This is a genomic window from Streptomyces sp. NTD107, from assembly GCF_059510435.1.
The window spans coordinates 160910-184822 of the sequence record NZ_JCAJZV010000002.1 but is presented as its reverse complement, the minus strand read 5'-3'; the positions used below and the strand labels follow the sequence as shown (position 1 = coordinate 184822).

Here is a 23913-nt window from a genome sequence, read left to right as displayed (position 1 = left end):
GCGAGACGGCGCGGCGGGCGCCGGGCAGCGGGAACACCGCGTGCGCGGGGAGGACGCCCACGGGGCAGCCTCGCGCCGCTTGTGGGCGGGCGCCTGGGGTGGGTGTCGAGGTTGCTCCTGGTGGGGTTGGCGGCTTGCGGTTCCTGCGGCACGGGTCCGTGACCGGTTGTTGTCTCGCTTCCCCATGCCCTGTCCGCCGGTTCGGGGTTGGTGTCACGGCTGGCAGCGGCGGGGGAGGGGTGGTGGGTGGCGGGGCGGTGTCTGCCGAGACGGCTGTTCGCTCCCACGCGGGCAGGCCCGACCGGGCGCAACCCCGCCACGTATGAAGGTGGCCGGCCCTTGTGGGCTCTTCGGCGACACTTTTCCCACCCCATACAAGGCTGGTTACGGGGATTGGATCGTCCCTGATCGATATCGACCGCCTTCCCGTTGTTGTGCCCGACTGGGTGATCGGTTGGGGCTTTCGTTGGTGATCACTGGGCCTTCGCTTCTCGTTTGTGTAGGTAGAGGTGCGCGTCACGCCGATGGAAGCGCGATTCCCTAAACGAAAGCAGCTGCCCGACATCAATCGGGACGTAAACGCGGCCACCCTCCCCCCGAGTGACCACACCCTGACCTCTACCGGTCGAATGAGTGGAATGAGTGACTGAAGTTGATCGCCACGACGATCGTCTGTGCTCAGGCCCTCAGAAGAGGTGGGAAAAGTGTCGCCGAAGAGCCCCCAAGGGTCCGCCACCCTCGACGTGCCGGGGTTGCGCCGGGTCGGGACTGCCCGCGTGGGAGCGAGCAGCCGTCTCGGCGAGCACGGCCCCGCCGCCCACCACCTCTCTCTCCCCCCCCCGCCGCTGCCAGTCGTGACACCAACCCCGAACCGGGGGACAGGGCATGGGGGAGCGAGACCTTGATGAGAGCGGACCCGTGCCGCAGGAACCCGCACGCCGCCAAGCCCACCAGGAGCAACCTCGACACCCACCCCAGGCCCCAACCCACCCACCCCCCACCTGACACCCACCCAAACTTGGCGGGAAGAAACGCCCTCCCTGTCACCCGTATGGGGGAAGAATGGCATTCCGTGGGATTGATGGTCCGCGTGGCGCGTAGCTTGTGGCCACTCATCCGCCCTCGTTGAAAGGGCTTTCCCATGCCCGCCTCTCCGCCCCATGACCCCACCCTGCTCGCCGGTGGCACCGCTGGGCCGCGTGCGTTGCGGCCGTTGGTCGACACTGTGCTCGCCGCCCTCGCCGAGGGCGCCGCCGCGCGGTGTGGGCCACTGCCCGGTGGAGGGCCGGACGGCGTGGCGAGACGGGTCGCCGACCGCGGCACTCCCGTACTGCCGGAGCAGGGGCACGGCGCCCATGACGCCCTGCGTGAGCTGGTGCACGTCCTCGCCGAGGGCGCGGCCGATCCCGCCGATCCGCACTGTGCCGCGCATCTGCACTGCCCACCGCTCGCCGTCGCCACGGCCGCCGATCTGGCGGCCTCCGCGCTCAACCCCTCAATGGATTCCTGGGATCAGGCCCCCGCCGCCTCCGCCCTCGAAGAGCGGGTCGGCGCCGGGATCGGCGCGCTCGTGCACCCGCACGGCGCCGACCCCGACGCGCTGGTGACGACCGGCGGCACCGAGTCCAATCTGCTGGGGGTGCTGCTCGCCCGCGAGGCGTTCGGCCGGCGGGTCCGGCTGGTGTGCGGCGCCGCCGCGCACCACAGCGCGCATCGCGCCGCCTGGCTGCTCGGACTCGCCGAGCCGGTCGTCGTACCCACTCCCCGGGGGGTGTTGGAGCCGGCCGCTGTTGCCGAGACGCTGCTCCGCCTCGATGCCCTGGACTGTTCGGCCCCGCAACAGCCCACCCCCGCCGTGCTGTTCGCCACCGCCGGTACCACCGACACCGGCGCCATCGATCCGCTCGGCGCTCTCGCCGATGTTGTCGCAGCCCACCGCCCCCGGCGGCCCGTCATCCTGCACGTGGACGCCGCGTACGGTGGCCCGCTGCTGTTCAGCGACCGGCACCGTACCCGGCTCGCCGGGATCGAGCGGGCCGACTCCGTCACCCTCGATCTGCACAAGCTGGGCTGGCAGCCGGTGGCCGCCGGCCTGCTCACCGTGCCGGACCGGGCCGCCCTGGCACCGCTCGCGCACCGCGCCGACTATCTCAACGCCGATGACGACACCGAGGCCGGCCTGCCGGATCTCCTGGGCCGGTCCATCCGTACCACCCGCCGCCCCGACATCCTCAAGATCGCCGTCACCCTGCGCGCGCTGGGCCGCCGCGGCCTCGGTGACCTCGTCGACACGGTGTGCGCCCTCGCCCACCAGCTCGCCGACCTGATCGAGGCCGAACCCCGGCTGCGGCTGCGCGCCCGCCCCGGGATCAGCACGGTGCTGTTCCGGCCGTGCGACGCCTCCGACGCGCAGGTCGCCGCGATCCGCCGCCGGCTGCTGCACGAGGGCCATGCCGTACTCGGCCGGGCTCAGGCCCCCGACCCCGCCACCGGCCGTCCCGCCCTGTGGCTCAAGGCCACCCTTCTCAACCCGCACGCTCAAGTCAGCGATCTGCACGCACTGCTCAAGCTCGTACTCGATCAGCACGACCACCCCAACCAGGACGGGGACCTGCCGCGATGACCACCCAGCAGCCCTACGATCTCGTCGGCATCGGCATCGGCCCCGCCAACCTCTCCCTCGCCGCCCTCGCCCACACCCAGCCCGGGCTGACCGCGGCCTGGTACGAGCAGCGCCCGGCGTTCCACTGGCACCCCGGACTGCTGATCGAGGGGGCCACCCTCCAAGTGCCGTTCCTCGCGGACCTGGTGACCCTCGCCGACCCCACCAACCCGTGGAGTTTCCTCAACTATCTGCGGCAGCACGACCGGCTGTTCCCCTTCTACTTCTCCGAGCGGTTCCACAGCCCGCGCGCCGAGTACGACGACTACTGCCGCTGGGTGAGCCGCCAACTCCCCTCCCTCCATTTCAGACATCACATCGACGCGGTCCGCTGGAACCCCGAACACGCGCTTTTCGACATCGACTTCACCCGCATCAGCCACGGCGGCGAGGCCGAGGCGGTCGGCCGCACCCACGCCCGTAACCTGGCGATCGGCATCGGCACCGCCCCGCACGTACCGGAGCCGTTGCGACTGCTCGCCGAGCGTCCCGTCGTCCCCGTCGTGCACTCCGCCGACTACCTCGATCACCGTGAACGGCTGCTGGGCGCCGGGCACATCACCGTCATCGGCTCCGGACAGTCGGGCGCCGAGGTCTTTCTCGACCTGCTGCGCCACCGCCCGCCCGGCCGGGAGCGGCTGCACTGGATCACCCGCACCCCGGCCTTCGCACCCATGGAGTACAGCAAGCTGGGCCTGGAACACTTCACCCCCGACTACACCCGCTACTTCCACGCCCTGCCCGAGCAGCGCCGCGACGAGCTGGTGGCGCGGCAGTGGCAGCTGCACAAGGCCATCGACCACGAGACGCTGGCGGCCATCCACGACGAGCTGTACCAGCACGGCATCGGCGGCGGCTGGCCGGATGTGGTGCTGACACCGGGGGTGAGCGTACGCACGGCGGGCCGGCTCGGTACGACGCAGGTGGAGCTGCATCTGGAGCACACCGAGCAGGGCGAGCGGTCCCGGCTGGTCACCGAGGCGGTGGTGCTGGCCACCGGCTATCGGGAGCGCCCGCTGGACCCGCTGCTCGCGGCGCTCGACCCGGTGCTGCGCCGGGACGGCGCCGGACGGATCGTGGTCGATGAGCAGTACCGGCTGGGGCTGGGCCGGGAGGTGACGGGCGCGGTGTACGTACAGAACGCGGAGCGCCACACCCATGGGGTCGGTGCCCCGGATCTGGGGCTGGTCGCGCATCGCAGCGCCACCATCGTGAACTCGCTCACCGGGGAGGAGCGGTATCCGTTGCCGGCGCGCAGCGCCTTCACCACCTTCGGGCTGCGGCCGGCGGGTGGCGACTCCCGGCGGAGTCGGCCGGCCGGGCAGTGGTCGGCGCGGGTCGGTGCGGCATTTCCCGGGTGAAACCGTCCGAATATTCCGAACATATGCCGTCCGGAAATGCCGGAAAGCTCAGAAGAGCGGCCTTCTGCTCATGGGGGAGTTGTCAATGCCTCTTTAATTTAAGGTCGTTGCCTGGTCACTTTCCGATAGCTCTCTACCCGCTGGTACCGCCTACTGTTGAGGTATGCGCCGAGCAAAAATTGTCTGCACACTTGGGCCCGCCACTGACTCATATGAGCGCATCGCCGCGCTCGTCGAAGCAGGAATGGACGTAGCCCGACTCAACCTCAGCCACGGCAGCCACCGCGATCACGAACAGCGCTACCAGCGCGTCCGCCGCGCCGCCGCCGAAGCAGAGCGCAGCATCGGAATTCTGGCCGATCTCCAAGGCCCGAAAATCCGCCTCGGCAGCTTCCGCGAAGGCCCCGTACTCCTCGAACCCGGCGACACCTTCACCATCACCACCGACAACATCGAAGGCGACCAGCACCGCTGCGGCACCACCTACGCCGGACTCGCCACCGACGTACGGGCCGGCGAACGCATCCTCATCGACGACGGCCGCGTCGCCCTCGACGTCACCGCCGTCGAAGGCCCCGCCATCCACACCACCGTCGCCGAAGGCGGCATGATCTCCGACCACAAGGGGATCAACCTCCCCGGCATCGCCGTCTCCGTACCCGCCCTGTCCACCAAAGACATCGACGACCTGCGCTGGGCCCTGCGCACCGGCGTCGACATCATCGCCCTCTCCTTCGTCCGCTCCGGCGACGACATCAAGGACGTCCACCGCGTCATGGCCGAGGAAGGCCGCTTCCTCCCCGTCATCGCCAAGATCGAAAAGCCCCAGGCCGAGGAGAACCTCCAGGACATCGTCGACGCCTTCGACGGCATCATGGTCGCCCGCGGCGACCTCGGCGTCGAAGTCCCCCTCGAAGTGGTCCCCATGCTCCAGAAGCGCGCCATCAAACTGGCCAAGCGCAACGCCAAACCAGTCATCGTCGCCACCCAGATGCTCGACTCCATGATCGAATCCTCCCGCCCCACCCGCGCCGAAGCCTCCGACGTCGCCAACGCCGTCATGGACGGCACCGACGCCGTCATGCTCTCCGGCGAGACCAGCGTCGGCCGCTACCCCATCGAAACCGTGCGCACCATGGGCCGCATCGTCACCGCCGCCGAGGAAGAAGTCCTCGCCCACGGCCTGGTGCCCCTGGACGAAGCCACCAAACCCCGTACCCAGGGCGGCGCCGTCGCCCGCGCCGCCGCCGAAATCGGCGACTTCCTCGGCGCCAAACTCCTCGTCGCCTTCACCCAGAGCGGCGACACCGCCCGCCGCCTCTCCCGCTACCGCTCACCCATCCCCGTCATCGCCTTCACCCCCGACCCCGCCACCCACGCCCAGCTCACCCTCACCTGGGGCGTGGAGACCTACCTGGTGCCCACCGTCCGCTCCACCGACGAGATGGTGGCCCAGATGGACGAGCAACTACTGCGCATCGGCCGCTGCGCCAAGGGCGAGATCGTCGTGATGACCGCCGGGTCCCCGCCCGCCATGGCCGGGACCACCAACCTGGTACGGGTCCACCACGTCGGCGAGGACGACGCGCCGAACTGACGGCGCACCGACACCGGACATACGCGTACCCGGGTACGCAGCCCCACGGGCGCCGCGGAGATTGCGCGGCGCCCCTTGTCATGCCGGGCGACGGCGTGGTTGGCTTTTGGCGCTTTCCGTTCGAAAGCGCTTACTACCGCCCAGCCAGGAGTCGCACCGCATGGCTGACCACCCCGCCACCGCCCCCGCAACCCCCCACCACCGCATCCGCACCGCCGTCGTCGGCACCGGCGGCATCGTCACCGGAGCCCACCTCCCCGCCATCGCCGCCCACCTCGACGACCTCGAACTCGTCGCCGCCGTCGACATCGACCAGGACCGCCTCGACGCCTTCCACACCACCGCCACCGCCATCAACGGCATCGGCCCCGTCACCGGCCACACCGACCTGGCCACCATGCTCACCACCGAACAACCCCAACTCGTCCTCCTCGGCACCCCACCCTCCCTCCACCACAGCCAGGCCCTCGCCGCCCTCCAAGCCGGCGCCTGGGTCTGGGCCGAGAAACCCCTCTGCCTCACCCTCGCCGAATTCGACGCCATCGCCGCCGCCGAAGGCAACGACGACCGCGACGCCGACAGCGGCGCGACCCACGGCCCATACGCCGCCGTCGTCGCCCAGCACCGCTACGGCTCCGGCACCACCCACGCCCGCCACCTCCTGACCACCGGCGAACTCGGCACCCCACGCGTCGCCCACTGCCAAACCACCTGGTACCGCGACACCGACTACTACGCCGTCGACTGGCGCGGACGCTGGGCCACCGAAGGCGGCGGCCCCACCATGGGCCACGGCATCCACCAAACCGACCTCCTCCTCCACCTCCTCGGCGACTGGACCGAAATCCGCGCCCTCGCCGGCCGCCTCGTCCACGACATCGAGAGCGAAGACGTCTCCACCGCCCTCGTCCGCTTCACCAACGGCACCATCGCCACCGTCGTCAACAGCGTGCTCTCCCCCGACCAGGTCAGCCGCATCCGCATCGACTGCGACGACGCCACCGTAGAACTCACCCACCTCTACGGACACACCAACAACGACTGGACCTACACCCCCCGCCCCGGCATCCACCAAGACCGCGTCACCCACTGGCACACCAACCCCAACAACACCCCCAGCTCCCACGCCGCCCAACTCACCGGCATCATCCACGCCTACCGCACCGGCACCCGCCCACCCGGCAGCGGCCCCGACGCCCGCCGCACCATCGAATTCAACGCCGCCCTGTACAAAGCCGCCTTCACCGGCCGCCCCGTCCACGCCGGCGAAATCACCCAAGGCGACCCCTACTACACCGCCATGCACGGCAACCACCCCGACTGGGCCCCCGCCCCCGCCACCGCCCCCGCCACCGAGGAGCAACCGTGACCGACACCCCCCTCACCGTCACCCACACCCACGGCGACCGCATCACCATCACCGCCGCCGGCACCGACATCCTCGGCTACGTCTACCGCCCCGACCCCGAAGCCTACGAATCCCCCAAACCGTACGCACACCCCCTGCGCACCCTCGCCGGCAACCTCGTCACCGGCTACCGCCCCAACGACCACCGCTGGCACAAAGGCGTCCAGATGACCGCCAGCCACCTCTCCGAACAGAACTTCTGGGGCGGCAACTCCTACCTCCACGGCCAGGGATACCAACGCATCCCCGAACGCGTCGGCTCCATGCGCCACGACGGCTTCACCACCGTCACCGCCACCCCCAACCGCGCCGACATCACCGAAAACCTCACCTGGCTCCACCACAACGGCCAGGAATGGGCCCGCGAAACCCGCACCATCGCCATCCACTCCGCCGACACCACCGAAGGCGCCTGGACCCTGGAATGGTCCATCCACCTCACCAACGTACGCGGCGAACCCCTCCACTTCGGCAGCCCCACCACCGCCGGCCGCACCATGGCCGGCTACACCGGCCTCCAATGGCGCGGCCCCCGCGACTTCACCGGCGGCCAGATCCTCACCCCCACCGGCCCCAGCACCGACGCCGACACCATGGGCACCCCGGCCACCGACACCCCATGGATCGGCTTCACCGCCCAACACGACGACCACGACGGCCACTCCACCCTGATCTTCGACCACGCCCCGCAGAACACCGGCGAAGCCGCCATCCACCCCTCCCACTGGTTCGTACGCTCCACCCCCATCCCCACCGTCGCCTTCTCCTGGGCCTTCTTCGACGAATTCGAACTCCCCCCCGGGAAATCCTTCCAATACCGCTACCGCATCGTGATCGCCGACGGCGCCTGGAACACCGACCGCATCGCCGGCTACCTCAAGAACCACCCCTGGTAAGCGAGACCACAAGGACGGAACCGCACACATGACCACCCTGCACAACCCCCTCCCCGGCGCAATCGGCGTCTCCCACATCACCGCCTACGACTGGCTCGCGGCCGACGGAGCATGCGGAGGCAGCCCACACATGCACCTCGCCTGCACCGAGGCATACGTCGTCACCGCGGGGGAGGGGGCGGTGCAGACCCTCACACCGGCCGGATACACCGAAACCCCACTACACCCCGGCGTCATCGCCTGGTTCACCCCCGGCACCGTGCACCGCATGATCAACGGCGACGGAGCACTGCGCGTCACCGTCCTCATGCAAAACAGCGGCCTCCCCGAGGCCGGCGACGCCGTCTTCACCTTCCCACCCGACATCCTGGCCGACCCAGACCGCTACGCCCAGGCCGCCGCGCTACCCGGCAAAGAAGGCGAGGCGGTGGAAGCCGCCGCCCTAGCCCGCCGCGACCTCGCCATCGAAGGCTACGAGGCGCTGCGCACGGCCCTGCGCGACGGGGACCCGGCCCCGCTCCGAGCCTTCCACGCCACGGCGGCCCGCCTGGTCGCCCCGAAGGTCGCCGCCTGGCACACCCGCTGGCAGGACGGCGCCCAAGCGGCGGCCCGCCGCACGGAAGAGCACCTGAAAGCGCTGTCGGAGGCCGACCCCACCCACCTCGCGGAGGCGAGGATCACGACCAGCACCCCCACCCGAGCCGCGGGCTACGGCATGTGCGGCCGCCGCCAGGAATACGAAATCCCGGGCACCACGCTCCCCTACTACGGCGAGTAACCGAGGGAATACGCTTCCACCCGATGACACATACGAGCTGGCACAGCTGCGCGACGAGGTCATGAACCGTCCAGGCGCGGGCGCCGCCTACGAGGCGGCCCGCAAGACGCTCAGTACTTCGCCCCCACATGAGCATCCATGAGCGCCACGGACTCCCGGCGGGCCACCGACACATTGAACGGGTCGGCGCCGCGCGCGAGGACCGTCCACTCGACGCCGACCATGCGCAGGGCGTCGGTGAACAGGGCGCGGATGTCGTCGGACTTGTTGCTGAAGAAGTAGCGCGGGTACTCATACCGCTTCCGCTCGCCGCCGACGATCTTTGTCGTCCAGTTGACGATCCGGCAGCCGTCGGAGTGGATGAGCCCCCGTATGAACTCCCAGGGGTGGGCCCGGAGGATGTTCTGCTGCCACGGTTCCAGAGCAATACGCCGCTGGTGCTTCTTGCCGGGGCCGTGTTGCGGGAACAGGCACGGCCAGTGGTTGCTGTAGGAGCCGACCATGACACAGCCCTGCTTCTGCACACGTTGGACGCTGTTGTCGGGTCGCACTGCGCGCAATGCGCCTTCGCATGCGTCGACCAGGCCGGGCCAGGCATCGGAGCAAGCTATACGCAGGATGTGGGTTCGGGGGTGTTGGCTGATGCAGCCATCGCCGAGGTACAGACCCAACAAATAGGCGTACGCAGCTTCGTCCAGATCGCACCCGTCGCAGCGAGGGCAGGGGCGAAAGGGAGGGTTTGGTGCGGTGCCGGACCTGGAGCGGTCGAGATGGACCCAGTAACTAACGGTTCCCCGGGGTACGTTGAGCTGTCGGGCGACTTCGGAGACCGTCACACCTGAGCGCACCCTGGCGAGGGCTTTGTGTCGGATGAGGGGATCATGCATGGCTCGATCATGGTGAGACCCGGCAACCGCACATGCGCAATCGAAGACATGCTTCCCTAAAAGGTGGAAACATTCTCAAAACGTTGACGACCTTCGAATCGAAGGTAAAGTGCCCCGGGTGGGATTCGAACCCACGCTATATGCTGTTTGAGAGCATCGCCTCTGCCGCTGGGCTACCGGGGCCTCCTGCGATAGCAAGGCTACCGGAAACCCTCCGTGCCTCAAACTTATCTCGGATAGGTAGTCTCGTGGGTGCCCCCATCCTGTAGGAAACGAGGAGCATCGTGAGCACCCCCGAGGTCCCCGACGAGCCCGCCGGCGTGAGCGCCGGTGCCGACACTGGTACGAGCGCGGGAAGCGCCCATGTGCCGCCGCTGACCACGCGTGTGGTCATCGCCGAGGACGAGGCCCTGATCCGGCTGGATCTCAAAGAGATGCTGGAGGAGGAGGGGTACTCGGTCGTCGGTGAGGCGGGGGACGGGGAGCGGGCCGTGGAGCTGGCGCGGGAGCTGGCGCCGGATCTGGTCATTCTCGATGTGAAGATGCCGGTGATGGACGGCATCTCGGCCGCCGAGAAGATCGCCGGGGAGTCGATCGCTCCCGTGCTGATGCTCACCGCCTTCTCGCAGCGTGATCTTGTGGAGCGCGCGCGGGACGCCGGGGCGATGGCGTACCTGGTGAAGCCGTTCAGCAAGAGTGATGTGATTCCGGCCATCGAGATCGCGGTGTCGCGCTTCACCGAGTTGCGGACGCTGACGCAGGAGGTTGCTGATCTGGCGCAGCGTCTGGAGACGCGGAAGCTGGTGGATCGGGCGAAGAGTGTGTTGCAGACGCAGTACGGGTTGTCGGAGCCGGCGGCGTTTCGGTGGATTCAGAAGACGTCGATGGATCGGCGGTTGTCGATGCATCAGGTGGCGGAGGCTGTGATTCAGGACGCGGAGGAGAAGAAGCAGCGGAAGTAGGTTTCGGCTGTTGGGTTTTGGGGAAGCCGGGTGGTTTTTGCCCGGCTTCCCCTTTTTGTTGCCTCTTGGGGGCGGGGTTGGGTCTTTGGCTGGATTGTTCGCTCAGCGGTAAGCAGTGTTCTGTTTCCGACGCGTGACGCAGATCACGAGGCGGTCACATCTGTGTCGGCCGTCTATCTGTGTCGCGTGCGTGGGCAATAGATTCCGCACACGCCATGCGACTGTCGTACGGCGTTCATACAGATCTTGTGGCTGCGCTCCAGGGGGTTTCCTCGTGCTCAACAGATCCATCGTGAAGCTGGCGATACCTGTCGCCATCGGCGCGCTCGCGCTCACCGCGTGTGGCAGTGACGATGGCGGCAGTGACGGTGGCGGTGGCGGAGGCGGCGGCGGTACGACGTACAAGATCGCCTTCCAGGGTCCGCTGTCGGGCAAGAATGTGGCCCTTGGCGAGAACATGCAGAACGGTATTCAGCTGGCCATCAATGAGGCCAATGCGTCGGGTGATTACGACTTCACGCTGGAGTATGTGCCGACGGATGACCGTGGTGAGCCGGGTCAGTCCTCGGCGGCGGCGCAGCTGGTCATTGATGATTCGGCGGTGATCGCGGCGATCGGTCCGGCGTTCTCGGGGCCGGCGGAGGTGGCGGCGCCGTTGTACGGCGAGGCGGGGTTGTTGGCGGCTTCGTCGTCGGCGACGAATCCGACGCTGACGCAGCAGGGTTTTCCGACGTTCTTGCGTGCGGTGCCGAACGACTATGCGCAGGGTGCGGGTATGGCGCAGTTCCTGGCGTCGCAGGACGGTGTGGAGAAGGTCATCGTGGTCGATGACGTTTCGCCGTATGGTGAGGGGCTGTCGGATGTGGCGTTCGAGTCGCTGACGGAGCTGGGTCTTGAGGTGGAGCGGGCGAGTGTTCCGGCCGATACTCCGGATTACAGTGGTGCGGCGCGGAACGTGGTGCAGTCGGGTGCGGACGCCATGATCTACGCGGGTTACTACGAGGCGCTGGGTCCGTTCGCGGTGAGCCTTCAGGCGGCTGGTTTCGAGGGGATCGGGATCTCGGGTGACGGTAGTAATGACACGCAGTTCATTTCGCTGGCGGGTTCTGCGGCGGATGAGTGGTATCTGACCTGCCCGTGCACGGATGCTTCGGCGGAGGCGGCGACGGTTGATTTCGCGGAGCGGTATCAGGCGGAGTACAACCAGCCGCCGGGGACGTATTCGGCGGAGTCGTACGACGTGGCGATGATGATCATCAATGCGTTGGCCGAGCTGGGTGCGGACGTGACCCGGGAGTCGGTGTACGAGAAGGTGGCGACGGGTTCCTATGAGGGGCTGACGAAGACGTTCTCGTTCGACGAGGCGGGTGAGTTCACGAATGATGCCATCTTCATCTATCAGGTGGAGGGTGATGGTATCGAGTATCTGGGGCCGATCGAGGAGTTGACCGGCGGCTGATCGGCGGGGTTCCGTCGCTTTCCCAGTGTGTTGGCGGGGCGCGGTGTACTCATCGCGCCCCGCTTGCTTTGTGCCCGTTCCCACAAGGAAGTCAGCTCCATGTCCCTTCAGGATTTCTGGGACGTTTTCGTCCTCGGGGTGGTGCTCGGCTCGCTGTATGCCGTCATCGCCATTGGTTATACCCTTGTTTATGGTGTTCTTCAGTTGTTGAACTTCGCGCACAGCGAAGTGTTCATGTCCGGCGGTTTCGGCGGGCTCATTATTTTGACGATTGTGGTGCCGGCTGCTGATCCGAGTGGGATTCAGTCGGTGGGTTATGTGCTGCTTGGTATCGCCGCTGGGGCGTTGCTGGGTGGTGGTGTGGCGTACGGTTTGGAGCGGGTGGCTTATCGTCCGTTGCGTAGGCGGGGTGCGCCGCGTCTGGTGTTTTTGATCACGGCGATCGGTGCGTCGTTCTTTATTTACAACTTGGCGGGGAAGGTGTTCGGGCGGAATGCCAACCGGATGCCGCCGATGTATGAGAACAAGACGTTGTTCACGTTGTTCGGGACGCCGGTCAATGTGACGCAGGCGCTGGTGGTGGTGTCGGCGGTGCTGATGCTGATCCTGGTGGATTACGTGGTGAATCGTACGAAGTTGGGGTCGGGGATTCGGGCGGTGGCGCAGGACCCGGAGGTTGCGTCGTTGATGGGTGTGAACATCGACCGGGTGGTGTCGCGGACGTTTGTGCTGGGTGGGCTGATGGGTGGGGTGGCCGGCTTCCTGTACGGGACGACGACGCAGGTTTGGTACACGATGGGTTTTCTGCCGGGTATCACGGCTTTTGCGGCGGCGGTGCTGGGGGGTATCGGTAATGTGCGCGGGGCGATGCTCGGCGGGTTGGTGCTGGGTGTGGTCGAGGCCATGACGGTGGAGGTGTGGGGTGACTCCTGGCGTTATGTCGGGGCGTTCGCGGCACTGGTAGCGGTGCTGATGTTCCGTCCGACCGGAATTCTGGGCGAGCGGGTGGCGAGGGCGGCATGAGCACGGTGATGAGTAGGGAAAGGGTGCCGTCCGCGGCGAGTCTGCGGCGGGTGCGCTGGTATCAGGAGCCGCGTTGGAAGCGGCTGGGGGCGCTGTTGGTGCTGGCGGTGGTCGGTGCGCAGGTGACCGGCGAGCAGGGCACGTCGACGGATATTTTTTATGCGTTGGGCGAGAATTTTACGGGGACGGGTATCTGGATCTGGCTGGCGCTGTGTGTGGGCGTGTGGTTGGTCCGGGAGTTTTTGAGCGCGCCGGTGAATGAGGGCTGGAGGTGGGTCCGGGATCGGGTGTCGCCTCCGGTGGAGCAGGCGCGCGGGGTGTGGCAGGCGGATCGTCGGTGGCGGTTCGGTGGTGGCGTGCTGCTGTTGGCGGGGTTGATTGCGCTGCCGTTGTGGGTGTCGACGTACTGGCAGCAGGTGATGGTGGATCAGATCGCCATTTTTGTGCTGTTGGCGATCGGCTTGAATGTGGTGATCGGTTGGGCGGGGATGCTGGATTTGGGCTTTGTGGCGTTTTTCGCCATTGGGGCCTATTCCGCGGCGTATTGGACGGGTTCGCTTCCGGTGGAGCCGCCGATCGTGTTGAACACGTTTTTGGTGATTCCGATCGCGATTGTGACGTGTTTGCTGGCGGGGGTGTTGCTGGGGGCGCCGACTCTGCGGCTGCGGGGTGATTATCTGGCGATTGTGACGCTTGGTTTCCACGAGATCGTGTATCTGGCGGCTCGTAACTGGACGGACTTCACCGGGGGTTCGCGGGGTGCGCGGATGTCGGAGCGGTTCGTTGTCGATCTGGGGTTCTGGCGGTTCGAGTGGGGGCTCGATCCGAAGCCTTATTACTGGCTGCTGTTGGGCTTCATCGTGGTGATCATCTTCTTGTTCCTGCGGTTGGAGCACTCGCGGATCGGGCGGGCTTGGACGGCGATCCGGGAGGACGAGGTGGCTGCTGCCGCGACCGGGGTGAACACGGTGCGGATGAAGCTGCTGGCGTTCGGGATCGGGGCGTCGACGTCGGGCGTGGCGGGGGTGGTGTACGCGAGCAAGGTGGCGTTCATCTCGCCGGAGAACTTTGTGTTGCTGATGTCGATTCTGGTGCTGGCGTATGTGATCTTCGGTGGCATGGGTTCGGTGCCCGGGGTGCTGGCGGGTGCTGCGCTGCTGGTGTGGCTTCCGGAGTTCCTGCGGGATTCGGTGGATCCGCAGGACCGGTTCATGTATCTGGGCGGGTTGCTGGTGATCATGATGATCTACCGGCCGCAGGGTCTGCTGCCGTCCAAGCGCAGACAGCGTGAGCTCCAGCTGGCGGAGGTGAAGGCGTGATGGCGGCTGCGGAGCGGACGATGGAGGCGCGGCCGGAGGTGGCGGCGGAGAACGTACTGGAGGTGTCCGGTGTCACCTTGCGGTTCGGGGGTCTGACGAGCCTGAACGATGTGGCGCTGTCGATGGGGCGCGGGGAGATCCTGGCGATCATCGGGCCGAACGGGGCGGGGAAGACGTCGTTCTTCAACTCGCTGACGGGCGCGTACATTCCGCAGGAGGGTGCGATCGGTTTTCTGCCGCGTGCCGGTGGCCGGCACGAGTTGCGCGGCTGCAAGCCGCATCTGGTGTCGCGGCGCGGGGTGGCGCGTACGTTCCAGAACATTCGGTTGTTCGGGGCGCTCACCGCGCTGGAGAATGTGAAGATCGCGGTCGAGACGCGGCAGAAGACGGATGCCCTGTCGATCATGCTGGGGCTGCCGCACGCGCGGCGCGCCGAGCGGGAGAGTGACCGGCGGGCACATGAGGTGCTGTCCTTCGTGGGCTTGGAGGGTCGGCTGAATGAGCTGGCGTCCTCGCTGAGTTATGGCGAGCAGCGGCGTCTGGAGATCGCGCGGGCGCTGGCGACCGCTCCGGAGCTGTTGCTGCTGGATGAGCCGGCGGCGGGTACCAATCCGACGGAGAAGCGGGATCTGGAGGATCTGATCCGCCGGATCAACGGCGAGCTGGGCGTGAGTGTGCTGCTGATCGAGCACGACATGCGACTGGTGATGTCGGTGGCGGACCGGGTGGTGGTGCTGAACTTCGGCAAGAAGATCGCGGAGGGGACTCCGGGTGAGGTGCAGCGGGATCCGGCGGTGATCGAGGCGTATCTGGGTGCTTCGTCGGACCAGGACGCGGCGGCGGTGGCCGAAGTGGTGGCCGAGCAGCAGGAGCAGGAGCAGGAGCAGGAGCAGGAGCAGGCGGGGGCCGCCGAGGGTGAGGTGAAGGGCGCATGAGTACCCAGCTGGAGAAGGACGCGGTACCGGCGCCGCGCGGCGCGGAGCCCGCGCCGGCGCTGCTGGAACTGCGTGATCTGCACGTGTTCTACGGTGCGATCGAGGCGCTCAAGGGTGTCGAGCTGACGGTGGCCGAGGGGGAGGTCGTGGCGCTGCTCGGCGCCAATGGCGCGGGCAAGTCGACGACGCTGAAGACGGCTTCGGGCATGCTCAAGCCGCGCTCGGGTGAGGTGGTGCTGCGCGGGGAGCGGGTGGACGGCATCCCCTCGCACGAGCTGGTGCGGTTCGGCATCGGCCATGTGCCCGAGGGGCGGCGGGTGTTCGCCCGGATGTCCGTGCTGGAGAATCTCCAGATGGGCGCGTACCGGCTGCGCCGCCCCGATCCGGCGGATCTGGACCGGGCGTTCACGCTCTTTCCTCGGCTGGCGGAGCGGCGTAAGCAGCTGGCGGGCACGCTGTCGGGCGGTGAGCAGCAGATGCTGGCGATCGGCCGGGCCCTGATGGGGAAGCCGGAGTTGCTGCTGCTGGATGAGCCGTCGATGGGTCTGGCGCCGCTGATCGTGCAGCAGATCTTCGACATCCTGCGGGAGATCAACGAGCAGGGGACGACGTTGCTGCTGGTGGAGCAGAATGCCTCGCAGGCGTTGCAGCTGGCCGATCGCGGCTATGTGCTGGAGACGGGTTCGGTGGTGATGTCGGACGAGGCGTCCGCGCTGCTGGCGCATCCTCGGGTGCGGGCGGCGTATCTGGGGGAGGCCGCCGAGTAGGGCGTGTTCCGGAGGTTGCGCCGTTCTCCCGGAGCGGGCGGGACGTTCGGAACACGCCCAGGACTTGGTCCCGGTACGCCGGGCCCCGCCGCTCGTTCAGTGGGTGGCGGGGTCCGGCGTTTCCGCGTTGCCGTTGGGGGCGGCGGGGCGCAGGGCGCAGGTGAGACGGGCGGTGCACACCCGCTTGCCGTGGTCGTCGGTGATGACGATCTCGTAGGTGGCGGAGGTGCGTCCGGCGTGTACGGGGGTGGCGGTGCCGGTGATGGAGCCGGTGCGGACGGCGCGGTGGTGGGTGCAGTTGAGGTCGACGCCCACCGCGATCTTCTGGGGGCCGCCGTGCAGCATGGCTCCGATCGAGCCGAGGGTTTCGGCGAGTACGGCGGAGGCGCCGCCGTGCAGCAGGCCGTACGGCTGGGTGTTGCCCTGGACGGGGAGGGTGCCGATGACCTTGCCGGGGGCGGCTTCCTGGACGCGGACGCCCATGCGTTCGCCCAGGGCGCCGGCCGAGAACAGCTGGGGAAGGTCGAGGCCGAGGCCGGCCCACTGCTCGATGATGTCGTGCGGGAACCGGGTACTGGTGGTGGTCGGTTCGGTCATGGCGTACGGCTCCGATCGTGCGGCGCTTGTGGCGTGACGGGACGGTGGTCCGTACAGGGTTGTATCAGGTGGCGTCAGCGGTGGTGGGGGTGAGGCGGATGATGACGGACTTGCTGGTGGGGGTGTTGGCCCTGTCGGCGGTGGAGTCGAGCGGGATGAGGACGTTGGTCTCGGGGTAGTAGGCGGCGGCGCAGCCGGGCGCGGTGGGGTAGTGGACGACGCGGAAGCCGGGGGCGGTGCGTTCGCTGCCGTCGGTCCACTCACTGGTGAGGTCGGCGTAGGAGCCGTCCGGCAGGCCGAGCCGGGTGCCGTCGTCGGGGTGGACGAAGACGACGCGCCGGCCGCCCTTGATGCCCCGGTAGCGGTCGTTGAGGCCGTAGATGGTGGTGTTGTACTGGTCGTGGGAGCGCAGCGTCTGGAGCAGCAGCCGGCCTTCGGGGACGTGCGGCCAGGTGAGTGGTTCGGCGGTGAAGTTGGCCTTGCCGGTGGTGGTGGGGAAGGTGCGGCTGTCACGGGGCGGGTGGGGGAGGGTGAAGCCGCCGGGCTGGGCGACCTTGGTGTTGAAGTCGGTGAAGCCGGGCACGACGCGGGCGACGCTGTCGCGGATGCGGGCGTAGTCGGCGGCGAACCCCTCCCAGGGGGTGGTGCTTTCCTCGCCCAGCACGTGCCGGGCGAGGCCGCACAGGATGGCGGTCTCCGAGCGCAGTTGGGGTCCGGCGGGGGCGAGCCGGCCACGGGAGGCGTGCACCATGCCCATGGAGTCCTCGACGGTGACGAACTGTTCGCCGCCGTCCGGGCGCAGGTCGCGTTCGGTGCGGCCCAGGGTGGGGAGGATGAGGGCGCGGCGGCCGGTGACGCAGTGCGAGCGGTTGAGTTTGGTGGAGACCTGCACGGTGAGCGCGGCGTTGCCGAGGGCTGCTTCGGTGAGGGCGGAGTCGGGGGTGGCGGCCACGAAGTTGCCGCCGACGGCGAAGAACACCTTGACCTTGCCGTCGCGCAGGGCGCGGATGGTGTCGACGACGTCGAGGCCGTGTTCGCGGGGCGGTGGGAAGCCGAATTCGCGCTCGATGGCGTCGAGCAGGCTCGGGGTGGGGCGTTCGGAGATGCCCATGGTGCGGTCGCCCTGGACGTTGCTGTGGCCGCGCACCGGGCACACGCCGGCGCCTGGCCGGCCGATGTTGCCGCGCAGCAGGAGGAAGTTGACGATCTCCTGGATGGCGGGCACCGAGTTCTTGTGCTGGGTGAGGCCCATGGCCCAGCACACGATGATGCTGCGCGAGGCGAGGACCATGTCCAGGGCGGCCTCGATGCCCTCGCGGGTGAGGCCGGTGGCCTCCAGCGCCTGGTCCCAGGTGATGGTGCGGGCGGCGGTGGCGAAGTCCTGGAAGCCGTGGGTGTGTTCGCGGATGAACGCGTCGTCGGTGGCGCCGTCGCGTTCCAGCAGCAGTTTGTTGAGGAGCCTGAAGAGGGCCTGGTCGCCGCCGAGCCGGATCTGGAGGAAGAGATCGGTGAGGTTGGTGCCGGGCCCGGCCAGGCCGCGCGGGGTCTGCGGGTTGTGGAAGTGCTGGAGGCCGGCCTCGGGCAGCGGATTGACGGTGATGATCTTGGCGCCGTTGCGCTTGGCGCCCTCCAGGGTGGTGAGCATCCGGGGGTGATTGGTGCCCGGATTCTGCCCGGCGATGATGATCAGATCGGCCTGGTGCAGATCGTCGAGCAGCACGCTGCCCTTGCCGATCCCGATGGTGTCGGTCAGGGCGTGCCCGGAGGACTCGTGGCACATGTTGGAGCAGTCCGGCAGATTGTTGGTGCCGAACTCGCGGGCGAACAGCTGGTAGACGAACGCCGCCTCGTTGCTGGTGCGCCCCGAGGTGTAGAACGCGGCCTGGTCGGGGGAGTCCAGCGCCTTGAGTTCGCCGGCGATCAGCTCCAGGGCCGCGTCCCAGCCGATGGGGGTGTAGTGGGTGGCCCCCTCGGCGAGGTACATGGGTTCGGTCAGCCTGCCCTGCTGCCCCAGCCAGTAGCCCGAGCGCTCACGCAGCTCGGCGACCGAGTGCCGGGCGAAGAACTCGGGGGTGATCCGCCGCAGGGTGGCTTCCTCGGCGACGGCCTTGGCGCCGTTCTCGCAGAATTCGGCGGTGTGCGGCTTGCCGGGTTCGGGCCAGGCGCAGCCGGGGCAGTCGAAGCCGTTGTGCTGGTTGACCCGCAGCAGGGTGAGCGCGGTGCGCCGTACCCCCATCTGCTGCTGGGCGGCGCGCAGGGCGTGGGTGATGGCCGGCAGGCCGACGGAGTTCTCCTTGGGGGCGCCGACGTGCGGGGCGTCCTGGACCGGGTCGGAGGCGGGGGGCTTGGCAGACATGGGACGGCTCTCCCTCGGCGGCGTGGCGGCTCGGGACATGATCGTGCCATGCCCCGCCGCTGGTGGCACAGGGCGCGGCACGGGCGGCCGGTGGTGACGCGCCATCGTGGCCGGGCCGCGCTGTCAGTGGTCCGTGGGAGGATCGAGGACGTGGCTGAGAACGCATCGCAAACCCAGACGGCCCCGGCGCCGCGCCTGCTCCTGCTGGACGGGCACTCGCTGGCGTATCGCGCGTTTTTCGCGCTGCCCGCGGAGAACTTCACGACGGCGGTGGGGCAGCCGACGAACGCGATCTACGGCTTTGCCTCCATGCTGGCGAATACGCTGCGTGATGAGGAGCCCACGCATCTGGCGGTGGCGTTCGATGTCTCGCGCAAGACCTGGCGCTCGGCGCGCTATGACGGCTACAAGGCGACCCGCTCGGCGTCCCCCGACGAGTTCAAGGGGCAGGTGGAGCTGATCGGGGAACTGCTGGACACCATGCGGGTGCGGCGCTTCGCCGTGGACGGCTTCGAGGCCGACGATGTGATCGCCACGCTGGCGACCCGTGCGGCCGACGAGGGCTTCCAGGTGTCGATCGTCACCGGCGACCGGGATGCGTTCCAGCTGGTCAGCGACCGGGTGACGGTGCTGTATCCGACAAAGGGCGTCTCCGAGCTGACCCGGTTCACCCCGGCGAAGGTGGAGGAGAAGTACGGGCTGACCCCGGCCCGTTACCCCGACTTCGCCGCCCTGCGCGGCGACCCGTCGGACAATCTTCCCGGCATCCCGGGGGTGGGGGAGAAGACCGCCACCAAGTGGATCAACCAGTTCGGTTCGCTGGACGAACTGCTGGAGCGGGCGGAGGAGGTCAAGGGGAAGGCCGGCGCCAATCTGCGCGAGCACCTGGAGTCGGTACGGCTCAACCGTGAGCTGACCGAGCTGGTCCGGGACATGGAGCTGGAGTGCGGCCCGGTGGACCTGGTGCGCTCCCCGTACGACCGGGAGGCGATGACGGTCCTCCTCGATGTGCTGGAGTTCCGCAACCCCAGCCTGCGGGAGCGGCTGTTCGCGGTCGACCCCGGCGCGGCCGGGGAGGAGCTCGTCCTCGCCGAGGGCGTCACCGTGGACGGGACACTGCTGACGGCGGGCGAGCTGGGGCCCTGGCTGGCCGGGCACGGCGGGCAGCGGCTGGGTGTGGCCACCGTGGACGACTGGAAACTGGGCGCTGGCGCCGTACGCGCCGTGGCGCTGGCCACCGGGGACGGGCCGGCCGGCTGGTTCGACCCGGCGGCGCTGGACGAGGCGGACGAGCGGGCGTTCGGCGACTGGCTGGCGGACGCCGGCCGGCCCAAGGTGGTGCACGGCGCCAAGGGCCTGCAACGGGTGTTCGCCGAACACGGCTGGACCCTGGCCGGGATCGCCATGGACACCGCCCTGGCCGCCTACCTCGTACAGCCGGGACGCCGCTCCTTCGCGCTGGACGCGCTCAGCGTGGAGTTCCTGGGCCGCGAGCTGGACCAGCCGGAGGACGACGGCGGCCAGCTGGCGTTCGGCGCCGACGACGAGGCCGAGGCACAGGCGCTCATGCGGCAGGCCCGCGCCGTACTGGACCTGGGCACCGCCTTCGAGGGCCGGCTGACCGAGGTCGGCGCCGGCGAACTGCTGCACGATCTGGAGCTGCCGGTCTCCGCGCTGCTGGCCCGCATGGAGCGGGCCGGCATCGCCGCCGACCGGGCGCATCTGGAGCGCATGGAGCAGCGGTTCGCCGTCGCCGTGCAGCAGGCGGTCACCGAGGCGCACGCCTCGGTGGGCCACGAATTCAACCTGGGCTCGCCCAAGCAGCTCCAGGAAGTGCTCTTCGGCGAGCTGGGCCTGCCGAAGACGAAGAAGACCAAGACCGGCTTCACCACGGACGCGGACGCCCTGCTGTGGCTGGCCGGGCAGACCGAACACGACCTGCCGGTGATCATGCTGCGGCACCGGGAGCAGGCCAAGCTGCGCACCACAGTGGAGGGGCTGATCAAGACGATCGCCTCGGACGCCCGGATCCACACCACCTTCCAGCAGACGGTGGCCGCCACCGGCCGGCTCTCCTCCACCGACCCCAATCTCCAGAACATCCCGGTGCGTACGGACGAGGGCCGCGCGATCCGCGGCGGGTTCGTGGTCGGCGAGGGCTTCGAGACGCTGCTGACCGCCGACTACAGCCAGATCGAACTGCGGGTGATGGCCCACCTGTCCCAGGACGCCGGGCTGATCGAGGCGTTCACCTCCGGGGAGGACCTGCACACCACGGTCGCCTCGCAGGTCTTCGGCGTCGCCAAGGACGGCGTGGACGCCGAGATGCGCCGGAAGATCAAGGCGATGAGCTACGGGCTGGCGTACGGCCTGTCCGCGTTCGGCCTCTCCCAGCAGCTGTCGATCAGCCCCGACGAGGCGCGCAAGCTGATGGACACCTACTTCGAACGCTTCGGCGGGGTGAGGGACTACCTCCAGCGGGTGGTCGACGAGGCGCGGGCCACCGGCTACACCGAGACCATGCTGGGCCGCCGCCGGTATCTGCCGGACCTCACCAGCTCCAACCGGCAGCGCCGGGAGATGGCCGAACGGATGGCCCTCAACGCCCCGATCCAGGGCACGGCGGCGGACATCGTGAAGATCGCGATGCTGCGGGTGGACGAGGCCCTGACGGAACGGCGGCTGCGCTCGCGGATGCTGCTCCAGGTCCACGACGAAATCGTGCTGGAGGTCGCACCGGGTGAACGCGAGGCGGTGGAGGCCCTGGTCCGCGAACAGATGCCGAGCGCGGTCACCTTGCTGGCCCCGCTGGACGTCTCGGTCGGCTGGGGCCCTACCTGGGAGTCGGCCGCGCATTAGGCCGTCTCTTTCGGTTCTTCGCGGGCCGCGCCGCCGGCTGCAGGGGGCACCTCCCGGCCATGGGGTATTCCCTGCTCGAAGAGCTTGGGGAGGGCTGGGGGAGCCTCGGTGCGTTGCCGGACTGCCCGAAGGACATCACCGGGAGGGCACCCCGGGCGCCTTGCGATGCACCGCATCCGACGACGCGGCCTGATCCACGAAGATCCAAAAGAGACGGCCCGGTCCGGGCGGGGCCGGGCCGGCCACATCGATGCGGTCCGCCCGGAAACCGGCCCCCCGCGCCGGACGGCCGGTCACGGCGGGCCGCTTCCCGCGCGGGTGCCGCGCGGGAAGCGGCAAGTTCCTCAAAGTGTCACGGGGTTGGGACACGCGCGCACGTTCGGGCGCCTGCGGGCAACCGTGTTCGCACGTATCGTAATGTCGAACCCGTCGATGGGGACTGAGCGTGACAAGGGAGGGGACTCGTGTGACGTTGCGCATCGGGAGGATCCGCAGGGGGATATCCGGCTCGGCGGTGGCGGCGGTCGCCATGGCCGCGCTGACCGCCTCCCAGGCGTCCGACGTGCTGGGCGCCGAGCCCGCGGGCGAGCCGGACGCACGGGAGAACACCGCACAGGAGCAGCCGGAGTTCTCCCAGGAGGAACTGGGGCTGCCGTACCACACCGACCTGCCGCCGCTGCGGTTGATCGGCCCGGCCGAGCCGCCGCTGGATCTCGGGTACGACCCGGACGACGAGGGTGGGGCCGGCGGGGGAGCCGGCGGCCTGGTGGGGGCGGCGGAGGCCGGTATCCCGGCCACCGTGCTGGACGCCTACAAGCGGGCCGAGGCGGCGCTGGCGCGCTCCACGCCCGGCTGCGGCCTGGACTGGCAGGTGCTGGCGGCGATCGGCAAGGTCGAGTCGGGCCACGCCAGCGGCGGCAGGGTGGACGCCGACGGCACCACTCTCGTCCCGATCCTGGGCCCGCAGCTCAACGGCAACGGCTTCGCCAGGATTCTCGACACGGACGGCGGCCGGTGGGACGGCGACCCGGTCTACGACCGGGCGGTGGGTCCGATGCAGTTCATCCCGTCCACCTGGGCGATCTGGGGTGCGGACGGCAATGGGGACGGCGTCAAGGACCCCAACAACGTGTATGACGCGGCTCTGGCGGCCGGGAACTACCTCTGCGCCGGCGGGCGCGACCTGACCACCGAGGACGGCCTCAACCGCGCGCTGCTGAGCTACAACCACTCGTGGGACTACGTCCGCACGGTGCGCTCCTGGCTGGACTTCTACTACCAGGGCACCCACGAGGTGCCGGACGGTACCGGGCAACTGCCCACCAGTCCCGGGCCCGGCAAGCCGTCCGGCGGCACCGAGCGGGACGGCAAGCAGGACGGCAAGCGGGAGCAGCCGGCCCCGGAGCCCAGGCCCCAGACGCCCCCGCCGGGCGATGGCGGGAAGCCCACCGCTCCCAAGGATCCTGACCCGGTCACCGGCGGCATCAAGCCGATTCCGCCCAAGGAGGACGGCGGCAAGCCGGCCGACCCGCCGGCCGAGGAACCCGGGACGGAGAACCCGGGCGGCGAGGAGCCGGACCCGGACCCGGACCCGGAGAACCCCGAGGAGCCGGGCGAGGAGCCCGAGTGCCCGGTGGACCCGGACGAGGAGGAGCCCGGCGAGGACGCTGATGCCGGAACCGGAACCGGAACCGGAACCGAGGTCAGGACCGATGCCGGGACCGGGACCGAGGTCAGGACCGATGCCGGGGCCACCGAGACGGATCCCGACGCCGAGGACCCCGACGCCGTCGAGGGGTGCGACGACCCCGAGGACACCGACGACGAGGAGCAGGACGAGGACGGGGCGGACGGCGAAGCCCCCGTGACGCCGGCCGTCGAGACCGTCACCCGCCGCGTCTGAACCACCGGCACCGCGCACGGCGCGCTCCGGGCCCCACTGGCCCGGGGCGCGCCTTTTGCGTAAGTTCCATCGCGCGCCACGCCGGGCTGGGGAGTGATGTACGTCCCGGCTGACCTGTGAACTGCCGGTTTTGGCTCGATATCG

Annotated in this window: 17 protein-coding genes and 1 tRNA gene; 14 read left to right on the top strand and 4 right to left on the bottom strand. The window is 68.9% G+C overall.

Annotated elements, in window-relative coordinates:
* Positions 1 to 1141 precede the first annotated feature (1141 nt).
* The 6 genes from AC5WRL_RS04520 (at position 1142) to AC5WRL_RS04495 (ending at position 8702) form a co-directional block, all read left to right on the top strand.
* Positions 1142 to 2623: a pyridoxal phosphate-dependent decarboxylase family protein gene (locus AC5WRL_RS04520; RefSeq protein ID WP_496086962.1), complete on the top strand. Its 1482-nt coding sequence runs from the start codon at positions 1142 to 1144 to the stop codon at positions 2621 to 2623.
* Entirely contained in the window at positions 2620 to 4023 is a 1404-nt protein-coding gene (locus AC5WRL_RS04515) for a lysine N(6)-hydroxylase/L-ornithine N(5)-oxygenase family protein (RefSeq protein WP_496086961.1), read from the top strand. Before AC5WRL_RS04520 ends, AC5WRL_RS04515 begins: the two co-directional genes overlap by 4 nt.
* A gap of 163 nt (positions 4024 to 4186) precedes the next feature.
* Complete coding sequence (gene pyk / locus AC5WRL_RS04510; RefSeq protein WP_496086960.1) at positions 4187 to 5620, top strand: pyruvate kinase; 1434 nt, start codon at positions 4187 to 4189, stop codon at positions 5618 to 5620.
* Between the two features lie 160 nt (positions 5621 to 5780).
* The gene (locus tag AC5WRL_RS04505) at positions 5781 to 6989 is read left to right on the top strand and encodes a Gfo/Idh/MocA family protein (protein WP_496086959.1); all 1209 of its coding nucleotides are present in this window, start codon (positions 5781 to 5783) and stop codon (positions 6987 to 6989) included.
* Positions 6986 to 7924 carry a DUF6807 domain-containing protein gene (locus tag AC5WRL_RS04500; protein WP_496086958.1) on the top strand — a complete coding sequence of 313 codons (939 nt, stop codon included), beginning with the start codon at positions 6986 to 6988 and terminating at the stop codon, positions 7922 to 7924. The genes AC5WRL_RS04505 and AC5WRL_RS04500 overlap by 4 nt, the downstream gene beginning before the upstream one ends.
* 28 nt (positions 7925 to 7952) lie before the next feature.
* On the top strand, positions 7953 to 8702 hold the full coding sequence (locus AC5WRL_RS04495; RefSeq protein WP_496086957.1) for a cupin domain-containing protein: 750 nt from the start codon (positions 7953 to 7955) through the stop codon (positions 8700 to 8702).
* 110 nt (positions 8703 to 8812) lie between these two features.
* Here AC5WRL_RS04495 and AC5WRL_RS04490 read toward each other — a convergent pair whose 3' ends face one another.
* Together AC5WRL_RS04490 and AC5WRL_RS04485 are read right to left on the bottom strand one after the other, a co-directional pair.
* Positions 8813 to 9589, bottom strand: coding sequence for a helix-turn-helix domain-containing protein (locus AC5WRL_RS04490; protein WP_496086956.1), 777 nt, complete (start codon positions 9587 to 9589; stop codon positions 8813 to 8815).
* Between the two features lie 110 nt (positions 9590 to 9699).
* Positions 9700 to 9772 (bottom strand) — tRNA-Leu (locus tag AC5WRL_RS04485).
* 101 nt (positions 9773 to 9873) lie between these two features.
* Here AC5WRL_RS04485 and AC5WRL_RS04480 point away from each other — a divergent pair.
* The 6 genes from AC5WRL_RS04480 (at position 9874) to AC5WRL_RS04455 (ending at position 16054) form a co-directional block, all read left to right on the top strand.
* On the top strand, positions 9874 to 10551 hold the full coding sequence (locus AC5WRL_RS04480; RefSeq protein WP_496086955.1) for an ANTAR domain-containing response regulator: 678 nt from the start codon (positions 9874 to 9876) through the stop codon (positions 10549 to 10551).
* A 292-nt stretch (positions 10552 to 10843) separates the two neighbouring features.
* Complete coding sequence (locus tag AC5WRL_RS04475; protein ID WP_496086954.1) at positions 10844 to 12010, top strand: branched-chain amino acid ABC transporter substrate-binding protein; 1167 nt, start codon at positions 10844 to 10846, stop codon at positions 12008 to 12010.
* A 99-nt stretch (positions 12011 to 12109) separates the two neighbouring features.
* Entirely contained in the window at positions 12110 to 13033 is a 924-nt protein-coding gene (locus AC5WRL_RS04470; RefSeq protein ID WP_496086953.1) for a branched-chain amino acid ABC transporter permease, read from the top strand.
* The gene (locus AC5WRL_RS04465) at positions 13030 to 14352 is read left to right on the top strand and encodes a branched-chain amino acid ABC transporter permease (RefSeq protein ID WP_496086952.1); all 1323 of its coding nucleotides are present in this window, start codon (positions 13030 to 13032) and stop codon (positions 14350 to 14352) included. The genes AC5WRL_RS04470 and AC5WRL_RS04465 overlap by 4 nt, the downstream gene beginning before the upstream one ends.
* Positions 14352 to 15287: an ABC transporter ATP-binding protein gene (locus AC5WRL_RS04460; RefSeq protein WP_496086951.1), complete on the top strand. Its 936-nt coding sequence runs from the start codon at positions 14352 to 14354 to the stop codon at positions 15285 to 15287. The genes AC5WRL_RS04465 and AC5WRL_RS04460 overlap by 1 nt, the downstream gene beginning before the upstream one ends.
* Positions 15284 to 16054 carry an ABC transporter ATP-binding protein gene (locus tag AC5WRL_RS04455; RefSeq protein WP_496086950.1) on the top strand — a complete coding sequence of 257 codons (771 nt, stop codon included), beginning with the start codon at positions 15284 to 15286 and terminating at the stop codon, positions 16052 to 16054. Before AC5WRL_RS04460 ends, AC5WRL_RS04455 begins: the two co-directional genes overlap by 4 nt.
* A gap of 96 nt (positions 16055 to 16150) precedes the next feature.
* On the opposite strand, the gene AC5WRL_RS04450 is transcribed toward AC5WRL_RS04455, so the two are convergent.
* Positions 16151 to 16651 carry a PaaI family thioesterase gene (locus AC5WRL_RS04450; RefSeq protein WP_496086949.1) on the bottom strand — a complete coding sequence of 167 codons (501 nt, stop codon included), beginning with the start codon at positions 16649 to 16651 and terminating at the stop codon, positions 16151 to 16153.
* A 64-nt stretch (positions 16652 to 16715) separates the two neighbouring features.
* A complete protein-coding gene (locus AC5WRL_RS04445; protein ID WP_496086948.1) occupies positions 16716 to 19007 on the bottom strand; it encodes an FdhF/YdeP family oxidoreductase in 2292 nt (763 codons plus the stop codon).
* A 150-nt stretch (positions 19008 to 19157) separates the two neighbouring features.
* Here AC5WRL_RS04445 and polA point away from each other — a divergent pair, with 150 nt between their 5' ends.
* Both polA and AC5WRL_RS04435 read left to right on the top strand, forming a co-directional pair.
* Positions 19158 to 21866, top strand: a complete 2709-nt coding sequence (gene polA, locus AC5WRL_RS04440) for a DNA polymerase I (protein ID WP_496086947.1) — start codon at positions 19158 to 19160, stop codon at positions 21864 to 21866.
* A gap of 466 nt (positions 21867 to 22332) precedes the next feature.
* On the top strand, positions 22333 to 23769 hold the full coding sequence (locus AC5WRL_RS04435; protein ID WP_496086946.1) for a lytic transglycosylase domain-containing protein: 1437 nt from the start codon (positions 22333 to 22335) through the stop codon (positions 23767 to 23769).
* Positions 23770 to 23913: the final 144 nt, after the last annotated feature.

What these genes read in the sequence shown, in the direction of transcription:
- AC5WRL_RS04520 (WP_496086962.1), top strand. Translation starts at nt 1,142, where the DNA reads ATGCCCGCCTCTCCGCCCCATGACCCCACCCTGCTCGCCGGTGGCACC.
- AC5WRL_RS04515 (WP_496086961.1), top strand. Translation starts at nt 2,620, where the DNA reads ATGACCACCCAGCAGCCCTACGATCTCGTCGGCATCGGCATCGGCCCC.
- pyk (WP_496086960.1), top strand. Translation starts at nt 4,187, where the DNA reads ATGCGCCGAGCAAAAATTGTCTGCACACTTGGGCCCGCCACTGACTCA.
- AC5WRL_RS04505 (WP_496086959.1), top strand. Translation starts at nt 5,781, where the DNA reads ATGGCTGACCACCCCGCCACCGCCCCCGCAACCCCCCACCACCGCATC.
- AC5WRL_RS04495 (WP_496086957.1), top strand. Translation starts at nt 7,953, where the DNA reads ATGACCACCCTGCACAACCCCCTCCCCGGCGCAATCGGCGTCTCCCAC.
- AC5WRL_RS04490 (WP_496086956.1), bottom strand. Translation starts at nt 9,589, where the DNA reads ATGCATGATCCCCTCATCCGACACAAAGCCCTCGCCAGGGTGCGCTCA.
- AC5WRL_RS04470 (WP_496086953.1), top strand. Translation starts at nt 12,110, where the DNA reads ATGTCCCTTCAGGATTTCTGGGACGTTTTCGTCCTCGGGGTGGTGCTC.
- AC5WRL_RS04465 (WP_496086952.1), top strand. Translation starts at nt 13,030, where the DNA reads ATGAGCACGGTGATGAGTAGGGAAAGGGTGCCGTCCGCGGCGAGTCTG.
- AC5WRL_RS04460 (WP_496086951.1), top strand. Translation starts at nt 14,352, where the DNA reads ATGGCGGCTGCGGAGCGGACGATGGAGGCGCGGCCGGAGGTGGCGGCG.
- AC5WRL_RS04455 (WP_496086950.1), top strand. Translation starts at nt 15,284, where the DNA reads ATGAGTACCCAGCTGGAGAAGGACGCGGTACCGGCGCCGCGCGGCGCG.
- AC5WRL_RS04450 (WP_496086949.1), bottom strand. Translation starts at nt 16,651, where the DNA reads ATGACCGAACCGACCACCACCAGTACCCGGTTCCCGCACGACATCATC.
- AC5WRL_RS04445 (WP_496086948.1), bottom strand. Translation starts at nt 19,007, where the DNA reads ATGTCTGCCAAGCCCCCCGCCTCCGACCCGGTCCAGGACGCCCCGCAC.